Source organism: Amycolatopsis sp. SB7-3, from assembly GCF_041021335.1.
Classification (GTDB): domain Bacteria; phylum Actinomycetota; class Actinomycetes; order Mycobacteriales; family Pseudonocardiaceae; genus Amycolatopsis; species Amycolatopsis japonica.
Genome location: NZ_JBFPJQ010000001.1, coordinates 237,989 through 254,180, shown reverse-complemented (window position 1 = coordinate 254,180; position 16,192 = coordinate 237,989). Strand labels below are relative to the sequence as shown.

The following is a 16,192-nucleotide window of genomic DNA, read 5'->3' as shown; positions in this document are numbered from 1 at the left end:
CGTTTATCGGCCGGTATCTCGGGAAGACCGCATCACTCCTTTGGCAGTGGAAACGAAAACCACGGAATTCGCACTGGGGGATGACCATGCCACCGATCGACCACCTCGCACCGCCGCATCGCGTCCGTTCCGGAACCTGCCTCACGGATCTGCTCGGGCAGTGGTCCCAGACGCGGCCGGAGGCGGTGGCCGTCGTCGACGGCGACCGGGAACTGACCTTCCGCGGACTCGAAGAAGCGAGCGCGGGACTCGCCGCGTATCTCGCCGAGCTGGGAATCGGAGTGGACGACACCGTCGGCCTGCACGTCGAGCCCTCCGCGGACCTGATGATCGGCGCGTGGGGAATTCTCGCCTCCGGCGCGGCTTATCTGCCGTTGTCCCCGGAATATCCGGAAGACCGGCTGCGGTACATGCTCGAAGACAGCGGGACCGGCGTCGTCGTCACACAGCCGCATCTCGCCGGGCGCCTGGCCGGGCTGGTGCCAGCCGGGACACGGATCGTCTCGGTGACGGACTCCGGAGCGACCGGCGTACCGCGCGGTCCCCGGCCGGAGTCGCTCGCGTACGTCATCTACACCTCCGGCAGCACCGGGAAACCGAAGGGCGTGATGATCGAGCACCACAGTGTCGTGTCGCAGCTGCGCTGGCTGCGGGACTGCGGTCACCTGGACACGGACGTCACGGTGCTGCAGAAGACGCCGATGAGCTTCGACGCCGCGCAATGGGAGATCCTCGCGCCCGCCGCCGGCGCCCGCGTGGTGATGAGCGCGCCGGGGAGTTTCCGGGATCCCGAAGCCCTGATCGACACGGTGGTGAAGCACGGCGTCACGACCTTGCAGTGTGTTCCGACGCTGCTGCAGGCGTTGCTCGACACCGAACGTCTCGCGACCTGCACCACGCTGCGAAAACTGTTCTCCGGAGGCGAGGCGCTTTCGCGGCGGCTCGCCAAGGATCTCGCCGGTGAGCTGCCGTCGGCACGGCTGATCAACCTCTACGGGCCGACCGAATGCACGATCAACGCGACCGCCCACGTCGTCGACCCGGACACGATCGACGAGAGCGCCGGAACGGTCCCGATCGGCGTGCCGGTCGACGACACCGAGTGCTTCGTGCTCGACGACGCCCTCTCCCCGGTCGACATCGGGGAGACGGGCGAGCTGTACATCGGCGGCGTGCAGCTCGCGCGGGGCTACCTGAACCGGCCGGAGCAGACGGCCGAGAAGTTCGTGCCGAATCCGTTCGTGCCGACCGGACGGCTGTACCGCACCGGCGACCTCGTCCAGTGGAACCCCGACGGCACCCTCCAGTTCGTCGGCCGTGCCGACAACCAGGTGAAGCTGCGCGGCTACCGCGTCGAGCTGGACGAGATCGCGGTGGCGATCGAGGAGCACACCTGGGTGCGCCGGGCCGCGGCGGTGGTGACCGACGACGCGCGGACCGGCTCGAAGGCGCTCGTCGCCTGTGTGGAGCTGAATCCGCGCGAAGCCGCGGTGATGGATCAGGGCAACCACGGCGGGCACCACCAGTCGAAGGCCAGCAAGCTGCAGGTCAAGGCGCAGCTGTCGAATCCCGGTGTCCGCGACGTCGCGGGCTTCCCCACCGTCGCGTTGCCGGGCAAGCGGGAGACCGGTCTTCAGCGGCGGGAAGTCTTCGCCCGCAAGACGTATCGCTATTACGAGGGCGGCGCGGTCACCCGCGACGACCTCGCCGCGCTCCTGGCACCGGAGCCGGTTCGCACATATTCACGCGAACCCGGCGAGCTCGCGTTCGCCGAACTGGGTGAGCTGCTCCGGTGGTTCGGCCGGTTCCACAGCGACGAGCGGTTGCTGCCGAAGTACGCGTACGCCTCACCGGGCGCGCTGTACGCGACGCAGCTCTACCTGGAGACCAGCGGTCTCGACGGTCTCGGCGCCGGGCTGTACTACCACCACCCCATCGACCACACGCTGGTCCGGATCGGCGAGAGCACGGGCACCGGGCACTCGGTGCACTTCATCGGGCGTAACGGCGCCATCGAACCGGTCTACAAGAACAACATCCGCGAGGTCCTCGAGTTCGAGACCGGACACATGGTCGGGGTGTTCGAGGAGATCCTGCCCGGATACGGCCTCGCGATCAGTCCGGCGGCGTCCGATCCCACGGTCGCCGCGCGGGCCGGTGCCGCCGCCGAAGACCACTACCTCGGCACGTTCTCCTTGCACGCCAACGATGGCGAGCGTCGGCGGGACGACGTCGAGCTGTTCGTCCAAGCGCATCCGGACCGCGTCGAGGGCCTGCCCGCCGGGACCTACCGCTGGCGCGGCGGTGACTTCGAACGGATCTCCGGCAAGCTCATCGAGGCCAAGCACGTGATCGCGATCAACCAGCAGGTGTACGGACGCGCGGCCTTCGGTATCACCGCGGTGAGCCGCACCGCCGACGGGCGGCTGGGGTACATCGGTCTCGGCGCGAAGCTGCATCACTTGCAGCGCAACGGTTCGGGGTTCGGGTTCATGTCGTCGGGTTACAGCTCGAAGAGCGGCAACCCGTTGCCGGCCGCCCGGCGGATCGACGACATCCTCGCCGGACAGGGGATCGCTCCGGGGCCGTCGTACTTCTTCGTCGGCGGCAAGGTGAGCCCGGAGCAGGTACTCAGCGAGGGCATGCGCGAAGACGCCGTGCACATGAAGGGCCCGGCGGAGATCATCCGCGACGAACTCGCGACCACCCTGCCCGACTACATGATCCCGAACCGGGTGCTGGTGCTGGACGCGTTGCCGTTGACCGCCAACGGAAAGGTCGACGCGCACGCGCTGGCGGAGACCGACGCCGTCCGTTCCGCGAGCACGGGCGCGCCCTATGTCGCTCCCTCGACGAGCCGCGAACGGTGGCTGGCCGGAGTGTGGGGCAAGGCGCTGAACTACGACGACGTCTCGGCGCGCGACGACTTCTTCGCCGCGGGAGGCAACTCGCTGACCGCGGTCTCCCTGGTGAACCGGATCAATCGCGAGTACGGCACCCGGCTGCCGTTGCAGGTCGTCTTCGAATGCCCGAAGCTGGCCGATCTGGCCGCCTGTATCGGCGAGGACTCCGCCGGGCCGTCGTCACGGTTGGTCCCGCTGGCGACCGGCGAAGGTCGTCCGGTGTTCTGCTGGCCAGGTCTGGGTGGCTATCCGATGAACCTGCGGTCGCTGGCTTCGGAAAGCGGCCTCGGGCGGCCGTTCTACGGCGTGCAGGCCCACGGGATCAACGCGGGCGAGACGCCTTACGCCACAGTCGAAGAGATGGCGAAGGCCGACGTCGCCGAGATCCGGCGCGTCCAGCCGGAGGGGCCGTACACGCTGTGGGGCTACTCGTTCGGCGCGCGGGTGGCCTTCGAAACGGCCTGGCAGCTGGAACAGCAGGGGCAGCGGGTGGCGGATCTGCTGCTGATCTGCCCGGGCAATCCCGAGGTCGGCGGCGAGCGGGTGGCGAGCTACTCGAACCCGGCGTACCTGACGATCCTGCTGTCGGTCTTCCTCGGCTCGATCTCCGGGCCCGAAACGGTGGCCTGCCGGGAAACGGTCCGCGACGAAGACGGCTTCGTGGCCTTCGTGGCGAAGCTGCTTCCCGCGCTTGGCGAGCAGCTGATCCGGCGGATCGTCCGGATCGTCGAGGAGACCTACGAGTTCGACTACACCTTCCGTGAACTCGCGCGGCGGCGGATCGCGGCCCGGGTGACGCTGTTCAAGGCCGACGGCGACGACTACTCGTTCGTCGAGAACAGCTCCGGGTACTCGGCCACGCCACCGGAGGTCGTGACGCTCGAAGGCGATCACTACAGCGTCCTCAAGGAGAACGGGGTCGCCGAACTGGTTTCGGCGATCCGTGCCCGGCTGAGCTAAGGAGAAGCGCTAGTGCCCGACTCCCTCGGTCCCCGCCTCAAGGTCGGCGTCGTCGTCCCGTCCACCAACACCTCGGCGCAGCCGGAACTGGACGCGCTGCGCCCCGACGGCGTCACCAACCACACCGGCCGGATGGTGATCGCCGACGACCCGATGGTCGACGAACCCGGATTCGACCACGTCATGCACGGGATCCGGCGGTCGACGGGGCAGGCGATCCGCGGTGTCGTCGGCTGCGACCCCGACTGCGTGATCATCGGGGTCTCCCCGGAGAGCCATTGGGAGGGAACGGAGGCGCACGGCCGCGTCCTCGGCGTGATGCGGGAGACCGCGGGCGGGCGTCCGGTGACGATGAGCCCGGACGCGATCGACGCCGCGCTCGCCGCGTACGGCGCCCGCCGGATCGCGGTCATCACGCCCTACCTGCCGGTCGGCGATGGTCCGGTGCGCCGTTTCTTCGGCGACAGCGGCTACGACCTGCTGCGCGTCCACGGTCTCGGCATGCCCAGCCCGGCCAAGATCTCGCACATCTCCGAGACCGCGCTCCGCGACGCGGTCAAGGAGATCGACCACGCCGACGTCGAGGCCATCGTCCAGGTCGGCACCAATGTCGCCATGGCGCGGCTCGCGGCGACCGCCGAGTTCTGGCTCGGCAAACCGGTGCTCTCGAACAACGTCGTCCTGTACTGGCACGCCCTGCGGCAGAACGGCGTCGCCGATCGCGTGCGCGGCTTCGGCTCCCTACTGGCGGAGCATTGACCGGTATTTGACTGATCGTTACAGAACGTGGGATGCTGGGCGGTATGCCCCGCCCCAAGGGTTTCGATCCCACCGAGGTGCTCGACGCCGCGGTCGGCACGTTCTGGCGCAAGGGGTACGCCGCCACGTCGGCCCAGGACCTGGTCGACGGCACCGGGCTCGGACGGGGCAGCCTGTACAACACGTTTTCGGGCAAGCAGCAGCTGTTCAGCCAGGCGCTTCGGCGCTACGAGGAGACGTCCGCGACCAGGGTCGAGGAGATGCTGGCCGCGCCGGGCACCATCCGGGCGCGGATCAGACGTGTCCTGATGGACGTCGTCGCCGACGAGCTGGACCCGTCCGACGCGCATCGCGGCTGCCTGGCGGTCAACGCCGCCCTCGAACTCGGCGGCATCGACGACGAGGTCACCGCCCGCGTCCGCCACAACTTCGAGCGGGTGGAGAACGCGTTCCACGCCGAGTTCGCCGCCGCCCGGGAGCAGGGCGAGATCGGCGGCGATCCGCGGGCGTTGGCGCGGTTCACCCTCGCCGCGATGTACGGACTGCGGGTTCTCGGCAAGACCGCGGACCGGCAGGCACTCACCCAGGTAGTCGAAACCACCATCCAGGCGTTGTGATGTTCCAGGTTTCGTGACAGAACCCCAGCCCTCACACGGATTTCTTGTGTCCGAGTTCTTTAACGACCATTCCACTATCGGCAAGGAGTAGTACAGACTCATGACGGAGACCGTCGCGGTGCTCGGCACCGGAATCATCGGCGCCCCGGTCGCGCGCAATCTGAGCAAGGCCGGGTTCGCGGTCCGGGCCTGGAACCGCACCGCGGCCAAGGCCGAAGCCCTCGCCGAGCATGGTGTCGAGGTCGCGGGGAGCGCCGCGGAAGCCGTCGAAGGCGCGCGTGTCGTGATCACGGTCCTCACGGACGGCCAGGCGGTGCTGGAGGCCATCCGCGCGGCCGCCCCCGCCGCGGGCACGATCTGGGTGCAGCTCAGCACCGTCGGCGACGCCGTCGAGGAGCTGGCCAAGTACGCCGACGAGCAGGGTCTCGTCTTCGTCGACGCACCGGTGCAGGGCACCCGCCAGCCCGCCGAACAGGGCCAGTTGATCGTGCTGGCGGCGGGCGCGGCCGAGGTTCGCGAGACCGTCCAGCCGCTGTTCGACGCGATCGGCAAGCGCACGCTGTGGGTCGGCGAAGACGGCCGCACCGGCGCCGCGAGCAGGCTCAAGCTCGTGCTGAACACCTGGGTGATCGCGCTGACCCACGGCGTCGGCGAGGCGCTCGCGCTGGCCGAAGGGCTCGGTGTCGACCCGCGGCACTTCGTCGACGTCGTCACCGGCGGCCCGATGGACAACGGCTACTTCCAGGCCAAATCCGCCGCGATCCTCAACGACGACTACACCACCGCCTTCTCGGTCGACAACGCCGAGAAGGACGCCCGGCTCGTCCTGGCCGCCGCGGCCCGCGCCGGCGTCCGGATGGACGCCGTCGAAGCCGGGCGAGCCCGTTTCGCCCGCGCGTCCGAGGCCGGGCACGGCGACGAGGACATGGCGGCCGGCTACTTCGCCAGCTTCACCGACCGCGTTTAGTCCTCTAAATGCGGTCGGACAGGTACCGGACCTGGGCGGCCTTCCCGCGCTCGATCCCCTCCCTTCCCGAGAGGTGCTCCGGAACGCCGACTTCCCACCACGCGCCGGCCTCGGTCCACGAGTCCGGCCGGGTCCGCACCACGACCACCGCCGGTCGCTTTCCGGCCACCGCGGCTTCCCGCGCCTTCGCGTAGGCCGCACGCACGTCGTCCACAGTGGACGCCGGGAACACCGCGCACCCCAGCGACTCCGCGTGCCGCGCGAAGTCGACCCGAGGGGGAGTGGTGTGCGCGCTCCGGCAGTCGCCGAGGAGGTTGTTGAACGGTTTGCCGCCCTGCCCCTCCTGCAGCCGCGCGATGACCGCGTAACCGTCGTTGTCGCAGACCACCGCCACGAAAGGATGCCCGGCGAAGGCGGCCGAGAACAGTTCCGAGTTCAGCATCAGGTACGAACCATCGCCGAGCATCGTGGTGACGAGGCCCTCGGTATGCGCCATCGCCGCACCCCACGCGCCCGCGAGCTCGTAACCCATGCAGGAGAACCCGTACTCGACGTCCATGCTGATCGAGCCCGATCCGCGCCAGCCGCCGATGAGCTCGCCCGGCATCCCGCCGGAAGCGGTCATCACGTAGTCGTGCGGCTCGGAGAGATCGTTGACCGCGCCGACGACCTGGGCATACGTCGGCACTTCGCCGGAAACGGCGCGCAGGGTGTCGATATGCGTGTCCCAGCGGCCCCGCTCCGCCGCGGCCCGCTCTGTCCACAGTGGATCAACCCGCCAGTTTTCGAGCTGGGCCGACAAATCCACGAGACCCGCGTCGGCGTCGCCCACGACGGCCAGCGCGCCGTGCTTGACGGCGTCGAACCGGGCGGCGTTCAAGGTGATCAGCCGGACATCGGGGGAGAACACCGTCCAGGACGCCGTGGTGAAGTCCTGCAACCGCGTGCCGACGGCCAGCACGACGTCGGCCTCGGCGGCGAGCATGTTCGCCGAGGTCGAGCCCGTGACGCCGAGCGGACCGGCGTGCAGGGGATGGCCGTGCGGCACGAGCGTGCGTCCCGCCGTGGTTTCGGTGACCGGGATACCGTGCCGCCCGGCGAAGGCCAGCGCACGCTCACCCGCGCCGGAATACCGGACGCCACCGCCGAGTACCAGCAACGGTTTCCGCGCGGCCCGCAGCACGCCCGCCGCTTCGGTGAGCGCCCGGCGATCGGGCCGCGGCCGCTGCGGGCGATGGGTCACCGGCGCGAACAACGCTTCCGGGAAGTCGTAGGTCTCGGCCTGGACGTCCTGGGGGAGTGCCAGCGTCACCGGCCCCGCGTCCGCCGGATCGGTCAGCACCCTGGCGACCTGTGGCAACGTCGAGAGCAGCTGCTCCGGCCGGGTGATCCGGTCGAAGTACCGGCTCACCGCGCGGAAGGCGTCGTTGACCGTGGCCGTCGGATCGCCGAAATGCTCCACCTGCTGGAGCACCGGATCCGGGGCGCGGCTGGTGAAGGTGTCGCCGGGGAGCAGCAGGACCGGCAGCCGGTTCGCGTGCGCGACCCCGGCCGCGGTGACCATGTTCAGCGCGCCGGGCCCGATCGACGACGTCACCACGCCCACCTGGCGCCGATGTGTCGCCTTGGCGTAGCCGACCGCCGCGAGCGCCATGCCCTGCTCGGTCTGCCCGCGCCACACGGGAAGCTCGTCGCGATACTCCTCCAACGCGGTGCCGAGACCGAGGACGTTGCCGTGCCCGAAGATCGCGAAGACCCCGGGGAACAACGGGACTTCCCGCCCGGCGAGAGTTTCCGACCGCTGAGCGAGCAGCCAGCGCACCAGGGCCTGTGCCGTGGTCAGCTTCATGAGACCCGCCCTTCATGGCTCGTGACCGGGCAGCGCGGGTCGAGCTCCTGGTCGTTCCAGGTGTCGCGGACCCAGCCGTGCGCGGGGTCGTCGCAAAACGCCATCGACCGCTCGTCGGCGGGTCCGGCCAGGACGTTCAGGTAGTACATCGGGTAGCCCGGCGCGGCGACGCAAGGACCGTGATAGCCGCGCGGGATCAGGAAGACGTCCCCGTCCCGGACCGCGACGTCTTCGTCCAGCTCACCGTCGGCGGTGTACGTCCGGTGCAGGCCGAACCCTTCGCGGGAAGGGGTCACACCGTCGCGGCCGGCGATGCGGAAGTAGTAGATCTCCTCGTTGACGACCTCGCATTCGGACACCTCGTCGTGTTTGTGCGGCGGGTACGACGACCAGTTGCCGCCCGGCGTGATCAGCTCGCACGCGTTCAGCTTGTCCGCGTGGTCCCAGACGCCCGGTACACCGAAGTTGGTGACCTGCCTGGTCGCCTGCCCCGCCCCGCGTACCTCCACCGGCACGTTCTCGGCCGGCCCGTAGCGTGGTTCGAGACGGCGGCCGCAGCGGGCCATCGGCAGCGCGACCTCGATCCCCGCCGCTGTCGACAACTCGACTTCGGCGTCGCGCGGAACATAGGCGAAATCCGTGACGCGGGTGAACACCGAATCCCGCCCCATCAGCTCGAAAACCTGCCCGTCGACCCGGACCGTGCACGATCCCGCCAGCGGCAGGACGAACGCTTCGTATTCGCCGGTGCGCACCAACCGGGTTTCGCCGGCGGCCAGCGAGAGCACCCGAAGCCCGCTGTAGGTCCAGCCCGCCGAGTCCGGGGTGAGCCGGACCGGATCCCGCTCGTCCGAAAGCGTCCCGAGTGGACGGTGCAGCTTGCTCACAGCAACTCCTCGATCTCGTCGGCGGTGGGCATGGCGTCGGCGCAGGCGAGCCGCGAGGCGACGAGCGCACCCGCCGCGTTGGCGTAGGTGGCGATGCGCACCGGATCCCAGCCGGAGAGCAGACCGTGGATCAGCGCGCCGCCGAAACCGTCCCCGGCGCCGAGCCCGCAGACGACCTCCACCCGCTGGGGCGGCACGGTCCAGCGGCCTTCGGCGGTCGCCACCAGCACGCCCTCCGCGCCCTTCTTGATCACCGCCAGTTCGACACCCCTGGCCAGCATCCGGGACGCGGCCTCGTCGGGATCCGCCGTGCCGACGGCGACCTCGGCCTCGGCGCGGTTGCCGACCGCGACCGTGACGTGGTCGAGCATCCAGCCGATCTCCGCGCGTGCCGTCCCGGTGTCCGGCCAGAACATCGGCCGGAAGTCGAGGTCCAGCACGGTATGCGACCGGCGGCCGCGCCGTTCGAGCATCCGGCGCTGGGTGGAACGCGCCGGTTCGACCGAGACACCGGTCCCGGTGACCCACAGCAGGGGAACGGATTCCACGACGTCCCAGGGCACATCGTGTTCGTCGATGGTCAGATCCGGGGCGATCGGCGACCGGTAGAACAGCAACGGCGGATCCGCGGGCGGGTCCAGCGAGCAGAACACCACCGGCGTCTGCAACCCGTCCGACGTCCCGACGTGCTCGGGGGACACGCCGAACTCCCGCAGCGCTTGCCGCACGTAGTCGCCGAAGCCGTCCGGGCCGACCTTCGTCAGCACCGACGTCGAGCGGCCGAGCCGCGCGGCGGCGACCGCGACGTTGGTCGCGGTGCCGCCGAGCGATTTGGCGAAGGTGCTGACCCCGGCCAGCGGCACGCCGCTCTGTTCGGGGTAGAGGTCCACCCCGACCCGGCCGACGGTCAGTGCTTCGAGAACGGTCATGAAGGGGACTCCGCGGCTCGCAATTCGTGTTCGAGGGCTTCCAGTTCCGCGCCGCCCGCCATCTGCCTGGTCAGCTCGGCCAGGTCGATCTCGGACTTCTCGTAGGCGCCGAGTGACGCGCCTCGTTTGAGCAGCAGGAAACGATCGGCCACCGGATACGCGTGATGCGGGTTGTGCGTGATCAGGACGACGCCGAGCCCGCGGTCACGGGCCTGCGCGACGTACTTGAGCACGACCCCCGCCTGTTTGACGCCCAGCGCGGCCGTCGGCTCGTCGAGGATCAGCACCTTCGCGCCGAAGTACACCGCCCGCGCGATGGCGACGCACTGCCGCTCGCCACCGGAGAGCGTGCCGACCGGCTGCTCGACGTCGCGCAGGTCGATGCCCATGTCGGACAACGCCTTCTTGGTCGTCTCGCGGCCCTTCTTCCGGTCCAGCGCGCGGAACGGGCCGAAACCCACCGTCGGCTCGGAGCCGAGGAAGAAGTTCCGCCACACGCTCATCAACGGGACGACCGCGAGATCCTGGTACACCGTCGCGATCCCGCGATCGAGCGCTTCACGCGGCGAGGCGAACTTGACCGGCTCGCCCTCGACCAGGAACTCGCCCCGGTCGTGCTGATGGACTCCGGCCAGGATCTTGATCAACGTGGACTTCCCGGCGCCGTTGTCGCCGAGCACGCAGGTGACCTCGCCCGCGTTGACCACGGTGGAGACGTCGCGCAGCGCGATCACGCTGCCGTAGGTCTTGCCGACGTCCTTCACCTCGAGGAGACGACTCATCGCCGGACCCTTTCCGCTCGCCGCCGGAAGGCGTTGTTGACCAGGACCGCGGACAGCAGCATCACCCCGAGGAACAGCATGAACCAGTCGCTGTCCCAGCGGGCGAACACGATTCCCTGCCGCGCCATACCGAAGATCAGCGCGCCGATCGCGGCGCCGATCGCCGAACCGAACCCGCCGGTCAGCAGGCAGCCGCCGATCACGGCCGCGATGATGTACTGGAACTCCAGTCCGATGCCCTGGTTCGCCTGGACACTCGCGAACCGCAGGATGTTGATCGAGCCGACCAGCCACGCGGCGAGCGCGGTGGTCATGAACAGCAGGATCTTGGTGCGCACCACCGGCACCCCGACCGCGCGCGAACTCTGCGCGGAGCCGCCGACGGCGAAGATCCAGTTGCCGAAGCGGGTCCTCACCAGCAGCCAGGCCGCCAGCACGGCGAACCCGATCCACCAGAGGATCGAGATCTGGAACGCCGTCCCACCGATGTCCACAGTGGACGCGAAGACGAAGCCGGCGGACTCGTAGCCGTCGGTCGAGCGCATCCCGGAAACCTGGACGGTGCCGGTGACCAGGCGGGTGACGCCGAGGTTGAGCCCTTGCAGGGCCAGGAAGGTGCCCAGGGTGACGATGAAGCTGGGCAACCCGGTGCGCATCACCAGCCAGCCGTTGAACGCGCCGACCGCGAGGGCGAAGACCAGTGAAGCGAACAGCGCGAGCCAGACGTTCCAGCCCGCCTGCGTCGCCAGCGTCGCGGTGACGAGCGCCGTGGACGCCGTCATGACCCCGGCGGAGAGGTCGAACTCGCCGCCGATCATCAGCAGGGACACCGCGACCGCCATGATGCCGAGCGTCGAGGCGTCGTCCAGCCAGGTCGCCACGCCGCTGCCGCTGAAGAACTGGTCGGTGACGACGGTGAAGAACAGGAAGACGACGACGGCGCCGAGCAGCGCGCCGATCTCGGGCCGGACGACCAGCCGGTCCATCAGCCGCGGTTTCGCGATCCGTTCGTCGAGGGTGGTGGTTGTCATCGCGTGCCCCTTTGCACGTACTGGCCGACGGTGTCCACAGTGGATTTGTCGACCAGGTCGGGCCCGGTGAGCACCGGCTTCCCGCCGCCGACGACGTTCGCGTTGTCCCGGTAGAGCTTGAGGAACTGCACCGGCAGATAGCCCTGCTCGTACTGCTGCTGATCGACCGCGAAGACCACGTCGCCCGCCTTGATCGCGCCGACCACGTCGGTGTTGAGGTCGAACGTGCCGACCTGGGCCTTCGAGCCGACCGCCTTGATCGCGCTCACCGCACGGGCGGCGACCTGCGAGTTCAGCGTCAGGACGGCGTCGAGGGAGGAGTCGGTCTGCACCGCGCCCCTGATCCGGGATTCGGCGTCGGTGGGGTTGCTGATGTCGACCTGCAGGGTCTGCACGTCGCCCGCGAAGCCGGTCTTGGCGCCGTCGCAGCGTTGCGCCTGGCCGACGTTGCCCGCTTCGTGGACCACGCAGAGCAGCTTCTTCTTGCCGAGCTCGCGGAACTTCTTCCCGGCCTCCTCGCCCGCGATGGTCTCGTTCTGCCCGACATGGGTGAGCGCGCCGTATGCCGCGCTCTTGTCCTCACCGGAGTTGATGGTGATGACCGGGATCCCGGCGCGGACCGCGTTCTCGATCGAGGTTTTGAGCGCCTCCGGGTTCGCCATCGACACCACGAGCCCGCCGACCCGCTGGGCGACCGCGTTGTCGATCAGCTTGGCCTGGTTGCCGGGGTCTCCGTCCGAGTTGTACTCGACCTGGACGTCGAGCTGCCTGCCCGCCTCTTCGGCGCCGTTCTTGACCACGTTCCAGAACGCGTCACCGGCCGTGCCGTGCGAGATGACCGCCACTCGCAGCGGCCCGCTGGGCTGGGTCGTCGCCGGGCCCGCGCCGGCGGCGGGTTTCTCCTCGGCCTTCGGCCCGGTGCACGCGGACAGGAGCAGCAGCCCCGCCACGACCACCAAAACCTTCTTCAAGCGATGGGACATCGTCGTCTCTCCTCGCTTCTTCCGTTACCTGGCAGCCGTGAGCCGGCTGACGATTCCGTCGAGATGCGCCAGGCTCCTGGCGACGTCCCGCTTCGGCAGATCCTCCGGGCTCCCCTCGCGCAGCGCGGTGTCCTGTTCGAGTACGTACCAGCCGTCGTAACCCGCCTCGTGGACGGACCTGACCATCGTTTCGATGTCGACGTCCCCGTCGCCCAAGGGGACATACAGACCTTTGCCCACCGCTTCGGCGTAGGGAAGCCTCCCGGCGCGGACCTCCTCGGCGAGTTCGCCGCGTACGTCCTTGAGATGCAGGTGCCCGACCCGGCCGGGATGGCGTTTCGCCAGCGCGACCGGATCGGTCCCGCCGATCAGGAGGTGCCCGGTGTCCAGGCACAGCGGGAGATCGGAATCGGCGAGGAAACGCTCGACCTCCCGTTCGGTCTCCACATGCGTCCCCACATGCGGGTGCAGCACGGTGCGGAGGCCGTGTCGCGCGGCGATTTCCTTGATCTCGCCGGAGGTTTTCACGAGGGTCGCCCATTCGGTGTCGCTCAGCTCCGGCCGATCGTCGTAACCGTCGAGCCCGGTCGCGGCGGCGAGGACGAGCATGCCGCCACCGCAGGCGGCGAACAACGCGGCGGATTCTTCGGCCTCCGCCAGCGCGGCTTCGGGATCCTCGTGCAGGACGACGGCGAGGAAGCCGCCGACCAGTTCGAGCCGGTGGCCGTTCAGCCGTTCGCGCAGCTCGGCCGGGTCTCGCGGCAGGTATCCGGGCGGGCCGAGTTCGGTGGCGCGCACTCCCAGCTCCGCCATTTCGCCCAGTACGGTCCCCGCGTCGAGCACACGGCCCCAGCCGGGGACTTCGCAGACGCCCCAAGAGATCGGGGCGGCGGCGACGCGGATCCGGGGTGTCGTGACGGTCATCGGCGGCCTCCGGGGGGATCGGGGTTAGAGCGCTCTATTGATTAGAGCGCTCTAATCATGTAGCGTCCGTCACAGTAAAGTCAAGGGCACGGAGAGGGTGGAAATGGCGCGACCGACGATGGAGGACGTCGCCGCGAAAGCGGGGGTGTCCCGTGCGCTCGTGTCGCTGGTGATGCGGAACGCGCCGAACGTCTCGGACGAGCGGCGCACGCGCGTGCTGTGCGCGGCGCACGAACTGGGGTACGAGCCGCACGCGATGGCCAGGTCGCTGGCGAGCCGGACGTCGACCGTCCTCGGCGTGATGGTCTCCGATCTCCGCAACGCGTTCTTCGCCGACGTCGTCGAGGGGCTCGACGCGGCGGCCGAAGCGGCCGGGTTCCATTTGATCCTCAACACCGGCGGCCGGAGTCCCGCGCGGGAGCGTGCCGCGCTGAAGAGCCTGCTGTCATTCCGGCCCGCCGGGGTGATCCTGCTGTCGCCGGTGGTCCCCGCGTCGGCGATCGAGGAGGCGGCCGCGCAAAGTCCGGTCGTCCTGGTGTCGCGGACATCGCGCGCGGCGGGTGTGGACACGGTGAACGACGACGGAGAGGCCGGCTCCGCCCTCGCCGTCGATCACCTGGTTTCCTTGGGGCATAAAAGGATCGCCCATCTGGACGGGGGGCTCGCCGCCGGTGCGGCTGCCCGGCGCCGAGGATATCTGCAGGCCATGCGGCGGCATCGGCTGCATCCGGTCATCGTGCGCAGCGAGCACACCGACACCGCGGGCGAGAAGGCCGTGCACGAACTGCTCGGCGATCCACCGGAAGGCGGAATGCCGACCGCGCTGGTGGCGGGCAACGACTTCAACGCCGTGGGTGCGATCTCCGCGTTGGAAGAGGCGGGCCTGCGCGTGCCGGAAGACGTTTCCGTGGTGGGTTACGACAACACCTCGCTCGCCGCGTTGCGCCATCTGTCACTGACCACTGTGGACCAGCCGCGTACCGAGATGGGCAGGCTGGCCGTCGAAGCACTGCTCGAACGGATCCGGGGTGAACGCGCCGAACCGGTCCGCCATCTGCTGCACCCGTCGCTGGTGGTCCGATCGACCACCGCCGCTCCAGAAAGGTAACCACATGAGGTTGGGACTCGCCGGCACCGGCCGGATCGGCACTTCACACGCCGAGACCTTGAAGAACTTCGACGAGGTTTCGTCCGTGGTCGTCGCCGACGTCGACGCCGCCCGCGCCCAGGCCGCCGCGGCGAAACTCGGCGTCGAAGCGGCGGCGGACATCCCTTCGCTGTTCGCGTCCTCTTTGGACGGTCTGGTGATCGCCGCGGCGACGGACGCGCATCCGGAGCTGATCCTCAAGGCCGTGGACGCGGGGATCCCCGTTTTCTGCGAGAAACCGGTCGCCGCCGACATCCCGGGAACACTCGCGGTGATCGACAAGATCTCCGGTGCCGACGTCCCGGTGCAGATCGGTTTCCAGCGCCGGTTCGACGCGGGCTACGCGGCCGCACGCGCGGCGGTCGCTTCGGGCGACCTCGGCTGGCTGCACACCTTGCGCGCGACCACGCTCGACCCGGCACCCCCGCCCGCCGAGTACGTCGCGCACTCCGGTGGCCTGTTCCGCGACTGCGGCGTGCACGACTTCGACGTCGTCCGGTTCGTGAGCGGCCGCGAGGTCGTCGAGGTCTACGCCGTGGGAACGAACAAGGGCGAGCGCTTCTTCGTCGACGCCGGCGACGTCGACACCGCGGCCGCGACCCTGACGCTGGACGACGGAACGCTCGCGGTGGTCTCGCTGACGCGCTACAACGGCGCGGGCTACGACGTGCGGCTGGAAGTGCTCGGCTCGGCGGGCAACGTCGTCGTGGGCCTGGACGACCGAGCGCCGCTGACCTCGGTGGAACCCGGTGTCCAGCCGTTGCCCGGCCCGGCGTATCCCGGGTTCATGGAACGCTTCCGCCCCGCGTACGTCAGCGAGTTGAAGACGTTCCTCGACGTCGCCGCCGGTCGCGCGCCGAGCCCGTGCGGTGCGGCTGATGCGCTGGAGGCGTTCTACATCGCCGAAGCGTGCGAGGTCTCGCGCCGCGAACGCCGCCCGGTGCGGGTGGAGGAGGTCCGCGTCTGAGGCACGGTCGCCGCCGCGAGTCGTCCGCCCGGACACGCGTGTCGTCCCTCCCGTCACGCGTGTCGTCCATCCAGTCACGCGAAACCGCCGGCTGCGCAGGTCCCTCCAACGGCCCGGAAGGCCCCCTTTGTTGCGCCTAGCGCCAGGGTCCCGGCAAAGTCGCATAAGCGCTGGTCAAGCGGCGACCAGGGGGGCTCGTCACGCTGATCCCCCACATCGCTCGACCGTCCACAGGGGACGCTGCCAAGGTAGTCTTGCCTGGTTTGGGCGTTTTTCGGGGTGGTCGTGAGTGTTTTTGGTCGTTCTAACGACAATCGCCACTCACGACCCCAGTCGGAAACCGTACAAATAGGAATCAAACGGTGAACCTCCTGTCATCCGCACCCGCGACAGCTTCCTGCCATCGACCACCACCAAGCGTCCCGGTCGCTAGGGTGGTCGCGAACGTCAGCGACGAACGCGCGGAGAGCGAGAGCGGATGCAGCCG

13 protein-coding genes are annotated in these 16,192 nt (G+C 69.3%); 6 read left to right on the top strand and 7 right to left on the bottom strand.

Annotation, left to right across the window (positions count from 1 at the left end):
* The first annotated feature begins 86 nt into the window (after window positions 1–86).
* From AB8M46_RS01140 to AB8M46_RS01125, 4 genes are all read left to right on the top strand, one after another.
* Window positions 87–3,863, top strand: coding sequence for an amino acid adenylation domain-containing protein (locus tag AB8M46_RS01140; protein WP_394359297.1), 3,777 nt, complete (start codon window positions 87–89; stop codon window positions 3,861–3,863).
* Between the two features lie 12 nt (window positions 3,864–3,875).
* Window positions 3,876–4,622 carry an arylmalonate decarboxylase gene (locus AB8M46_RS01135; protein WP_394359296.1) on the top strand — a complete coding sequence of 249 codons (747 nt, stop codon included), beginning with the start codon at window positions 3,876–3,878 and terminating at the stop codon, window positions 4,620–4,622.
* Between the two features lie 44 nt (window positions 4,623–4,666).
* Window positions 4,667–5,239 (top strand): TetR/AcrR family transcriptional regulator, encoded by a 573-nt coding sequence (locus AB8M46_RS01130; protein ID WP_394359295.1) that lies wholly within the window; start codon window positions 4,667–4,669, stop codon window positions 5,237–5,239.
* 100 nt (window positions 5,240–5,339) lie between these two features.
* Window positions 5,340–6,206 carry an NAD(P)-dependent oxidoreductase gene (locus AB8M46_RS01125; protein ID WP_394359294.1) on the top strand — a complete coding sequence of 289 codons (867 nt, stop codon included), beginning with the start codon at window positions 5,340–5,342 and terminating at the stop codon, window positions 6,204–6,206.
* Between the two features lie 4 nt (window positions 6,207–6,210).
* Here the strand turns inward: AB8M46_RS01125 and iolD are convergent, their stop codons facing one another.
* From iolD to AB8M46_RS01090, 7 genes are read right to left on the bottom strand one after another with little or no spacing between them, the layout of a single operon-like run.
* On the bottom strand, window positions 6,211–8,055 hold the full coding sequence (gene iolD / locus AB8M46_RS01120) for a 3D-(3,5/4)-trihydroxycyclohexane-1,2-dione acylhydrolase (decyclizing) (RefSeq protein ID WP_394359293.1): 1,845 nt from the start codon (window positions 8,053–8,055) through the stop codon (window positions 6,211–6,213).
* On the bottom strand, window positions 8,052–8,942 hold the full coding sequence (iolB, locus tag AB8M46_RS01115; protein WP_394359292.1) for a 5-deoxy-glucuronate isomerase: 891 nt from the start codon (window positions 8,940–8,942) through the stop codon (window positions 8,052–8,054). Before iolB ends, iolD begins: the two co-directional genes overlap by 4 nt.
* On the bottom strand, window positions 8,939–9,871 hold the full coding sequence (iolC, locus tag AB8M46_RS01110) for a 5-dehydro-2-deoxygluconokinase (RefSeq protein WP_394359291.1): 933 nt from the start codon (window positions 9,869–9,871) through the stop codon (window positions 8,939–8,941). Before iolC ends, iolB begins: the two co-directional genes overlap by 4 nt.
* The gene (locus tag AB8M46_RS01105) at window positions 9,868–10,653 is read right to left on the bottom strand and encodes an ATP-binding cassette domain-containing protein (protein WP_037342220.1); all 786 of its coding nucleotides are present in this window, start codon (window positions 10,651–10,653) and stop codon (window positions 9,868–9,870) included. Before AB8M46_RS01105 ends, iolC begins: the two co-directional genes overlap by 4 nt.
* Window positions 10,650–11,684 (bottom strand): ABC transporter permease, encoded by a 1,035-nt coding sequence (locus AB8M46_RS01100; RefSeq protein WP_037342222.1) that lies wholly within the window; start codon window positions 11,682–11,684, stop codon window positions 10,650–10,652. The genes AB8M46_RS01105 and AB8M46_RS01100 overlap by 4 nt, the downstream gene beginning before the upstream one ends.
* Window positions 11,681–12,667: a sugar ABC transporter substrate-binding protein gene (locus AB8M46_RS01095; RefSeq protein WP_037342223.1), complete on the bottom strand. Its 987-nt coding sequence runs from the start codon at window positions 12,665–12,667 to the stop codon at window positions 11,681–11,683. The genes AB8M46_RS01100 and AB8M46_RS01095 overlap by 4 nt, the downstream gene beginning before the upstream one ends.
* A 24-nt stretch (window positions 12,668–12,691) precedes the next feature.
* Window positions 12,692–13,591: a sugar phosphate isomerase/epimerase family protein gene (locus AB8M46_RS01090; protein ID WP_394359290.1), complete on the bottom strand. Its 900-nt coding sequence runs from the start codon at window positions 13,589–13,591 to the stop codon at window positions 12,692–12,694.
* A gap of 103 nt (window positions 13,592–13,694) precedes the next feature.
* Here AB8M46_RS01090 and AB8M46_RS01085 point away from each other — a divergent pair, with 103 nt between their 5' ends.
* Together AB8M46_RS01085 and AB8M46_RS01080 are read left to right on the top strand one after the other, a co-directional pair.
* The gene (locus tag AB8M46_RS01085) at window positions 13,695–14,699 is read left to right on the top strand and encodes a LacI family DNA-binding transcriptional regulator (protein ID WP_037342226.1); all 1,005 of its coding nucleotides are present in this window, start codon (window positions 13,695–13,697) and stop codon (window positions 14,697–14,699) included.
* Window positions 14,700–14,703: 4 nt separating this feature from the next.
* Complete coding sequence (locus AB8M46_RS01080) at window positions 14,704–15,705, top strand: Gfo/Idh/MocA family oxidoreductase (protein ID WP_394359289.1); 1,002 nt, start codon at window positions 14,704–14,706, stop codon at window positions 15,703–15,705.
* Window positions 15,706–16,192 lie beyond the last annotated feature (487 nt).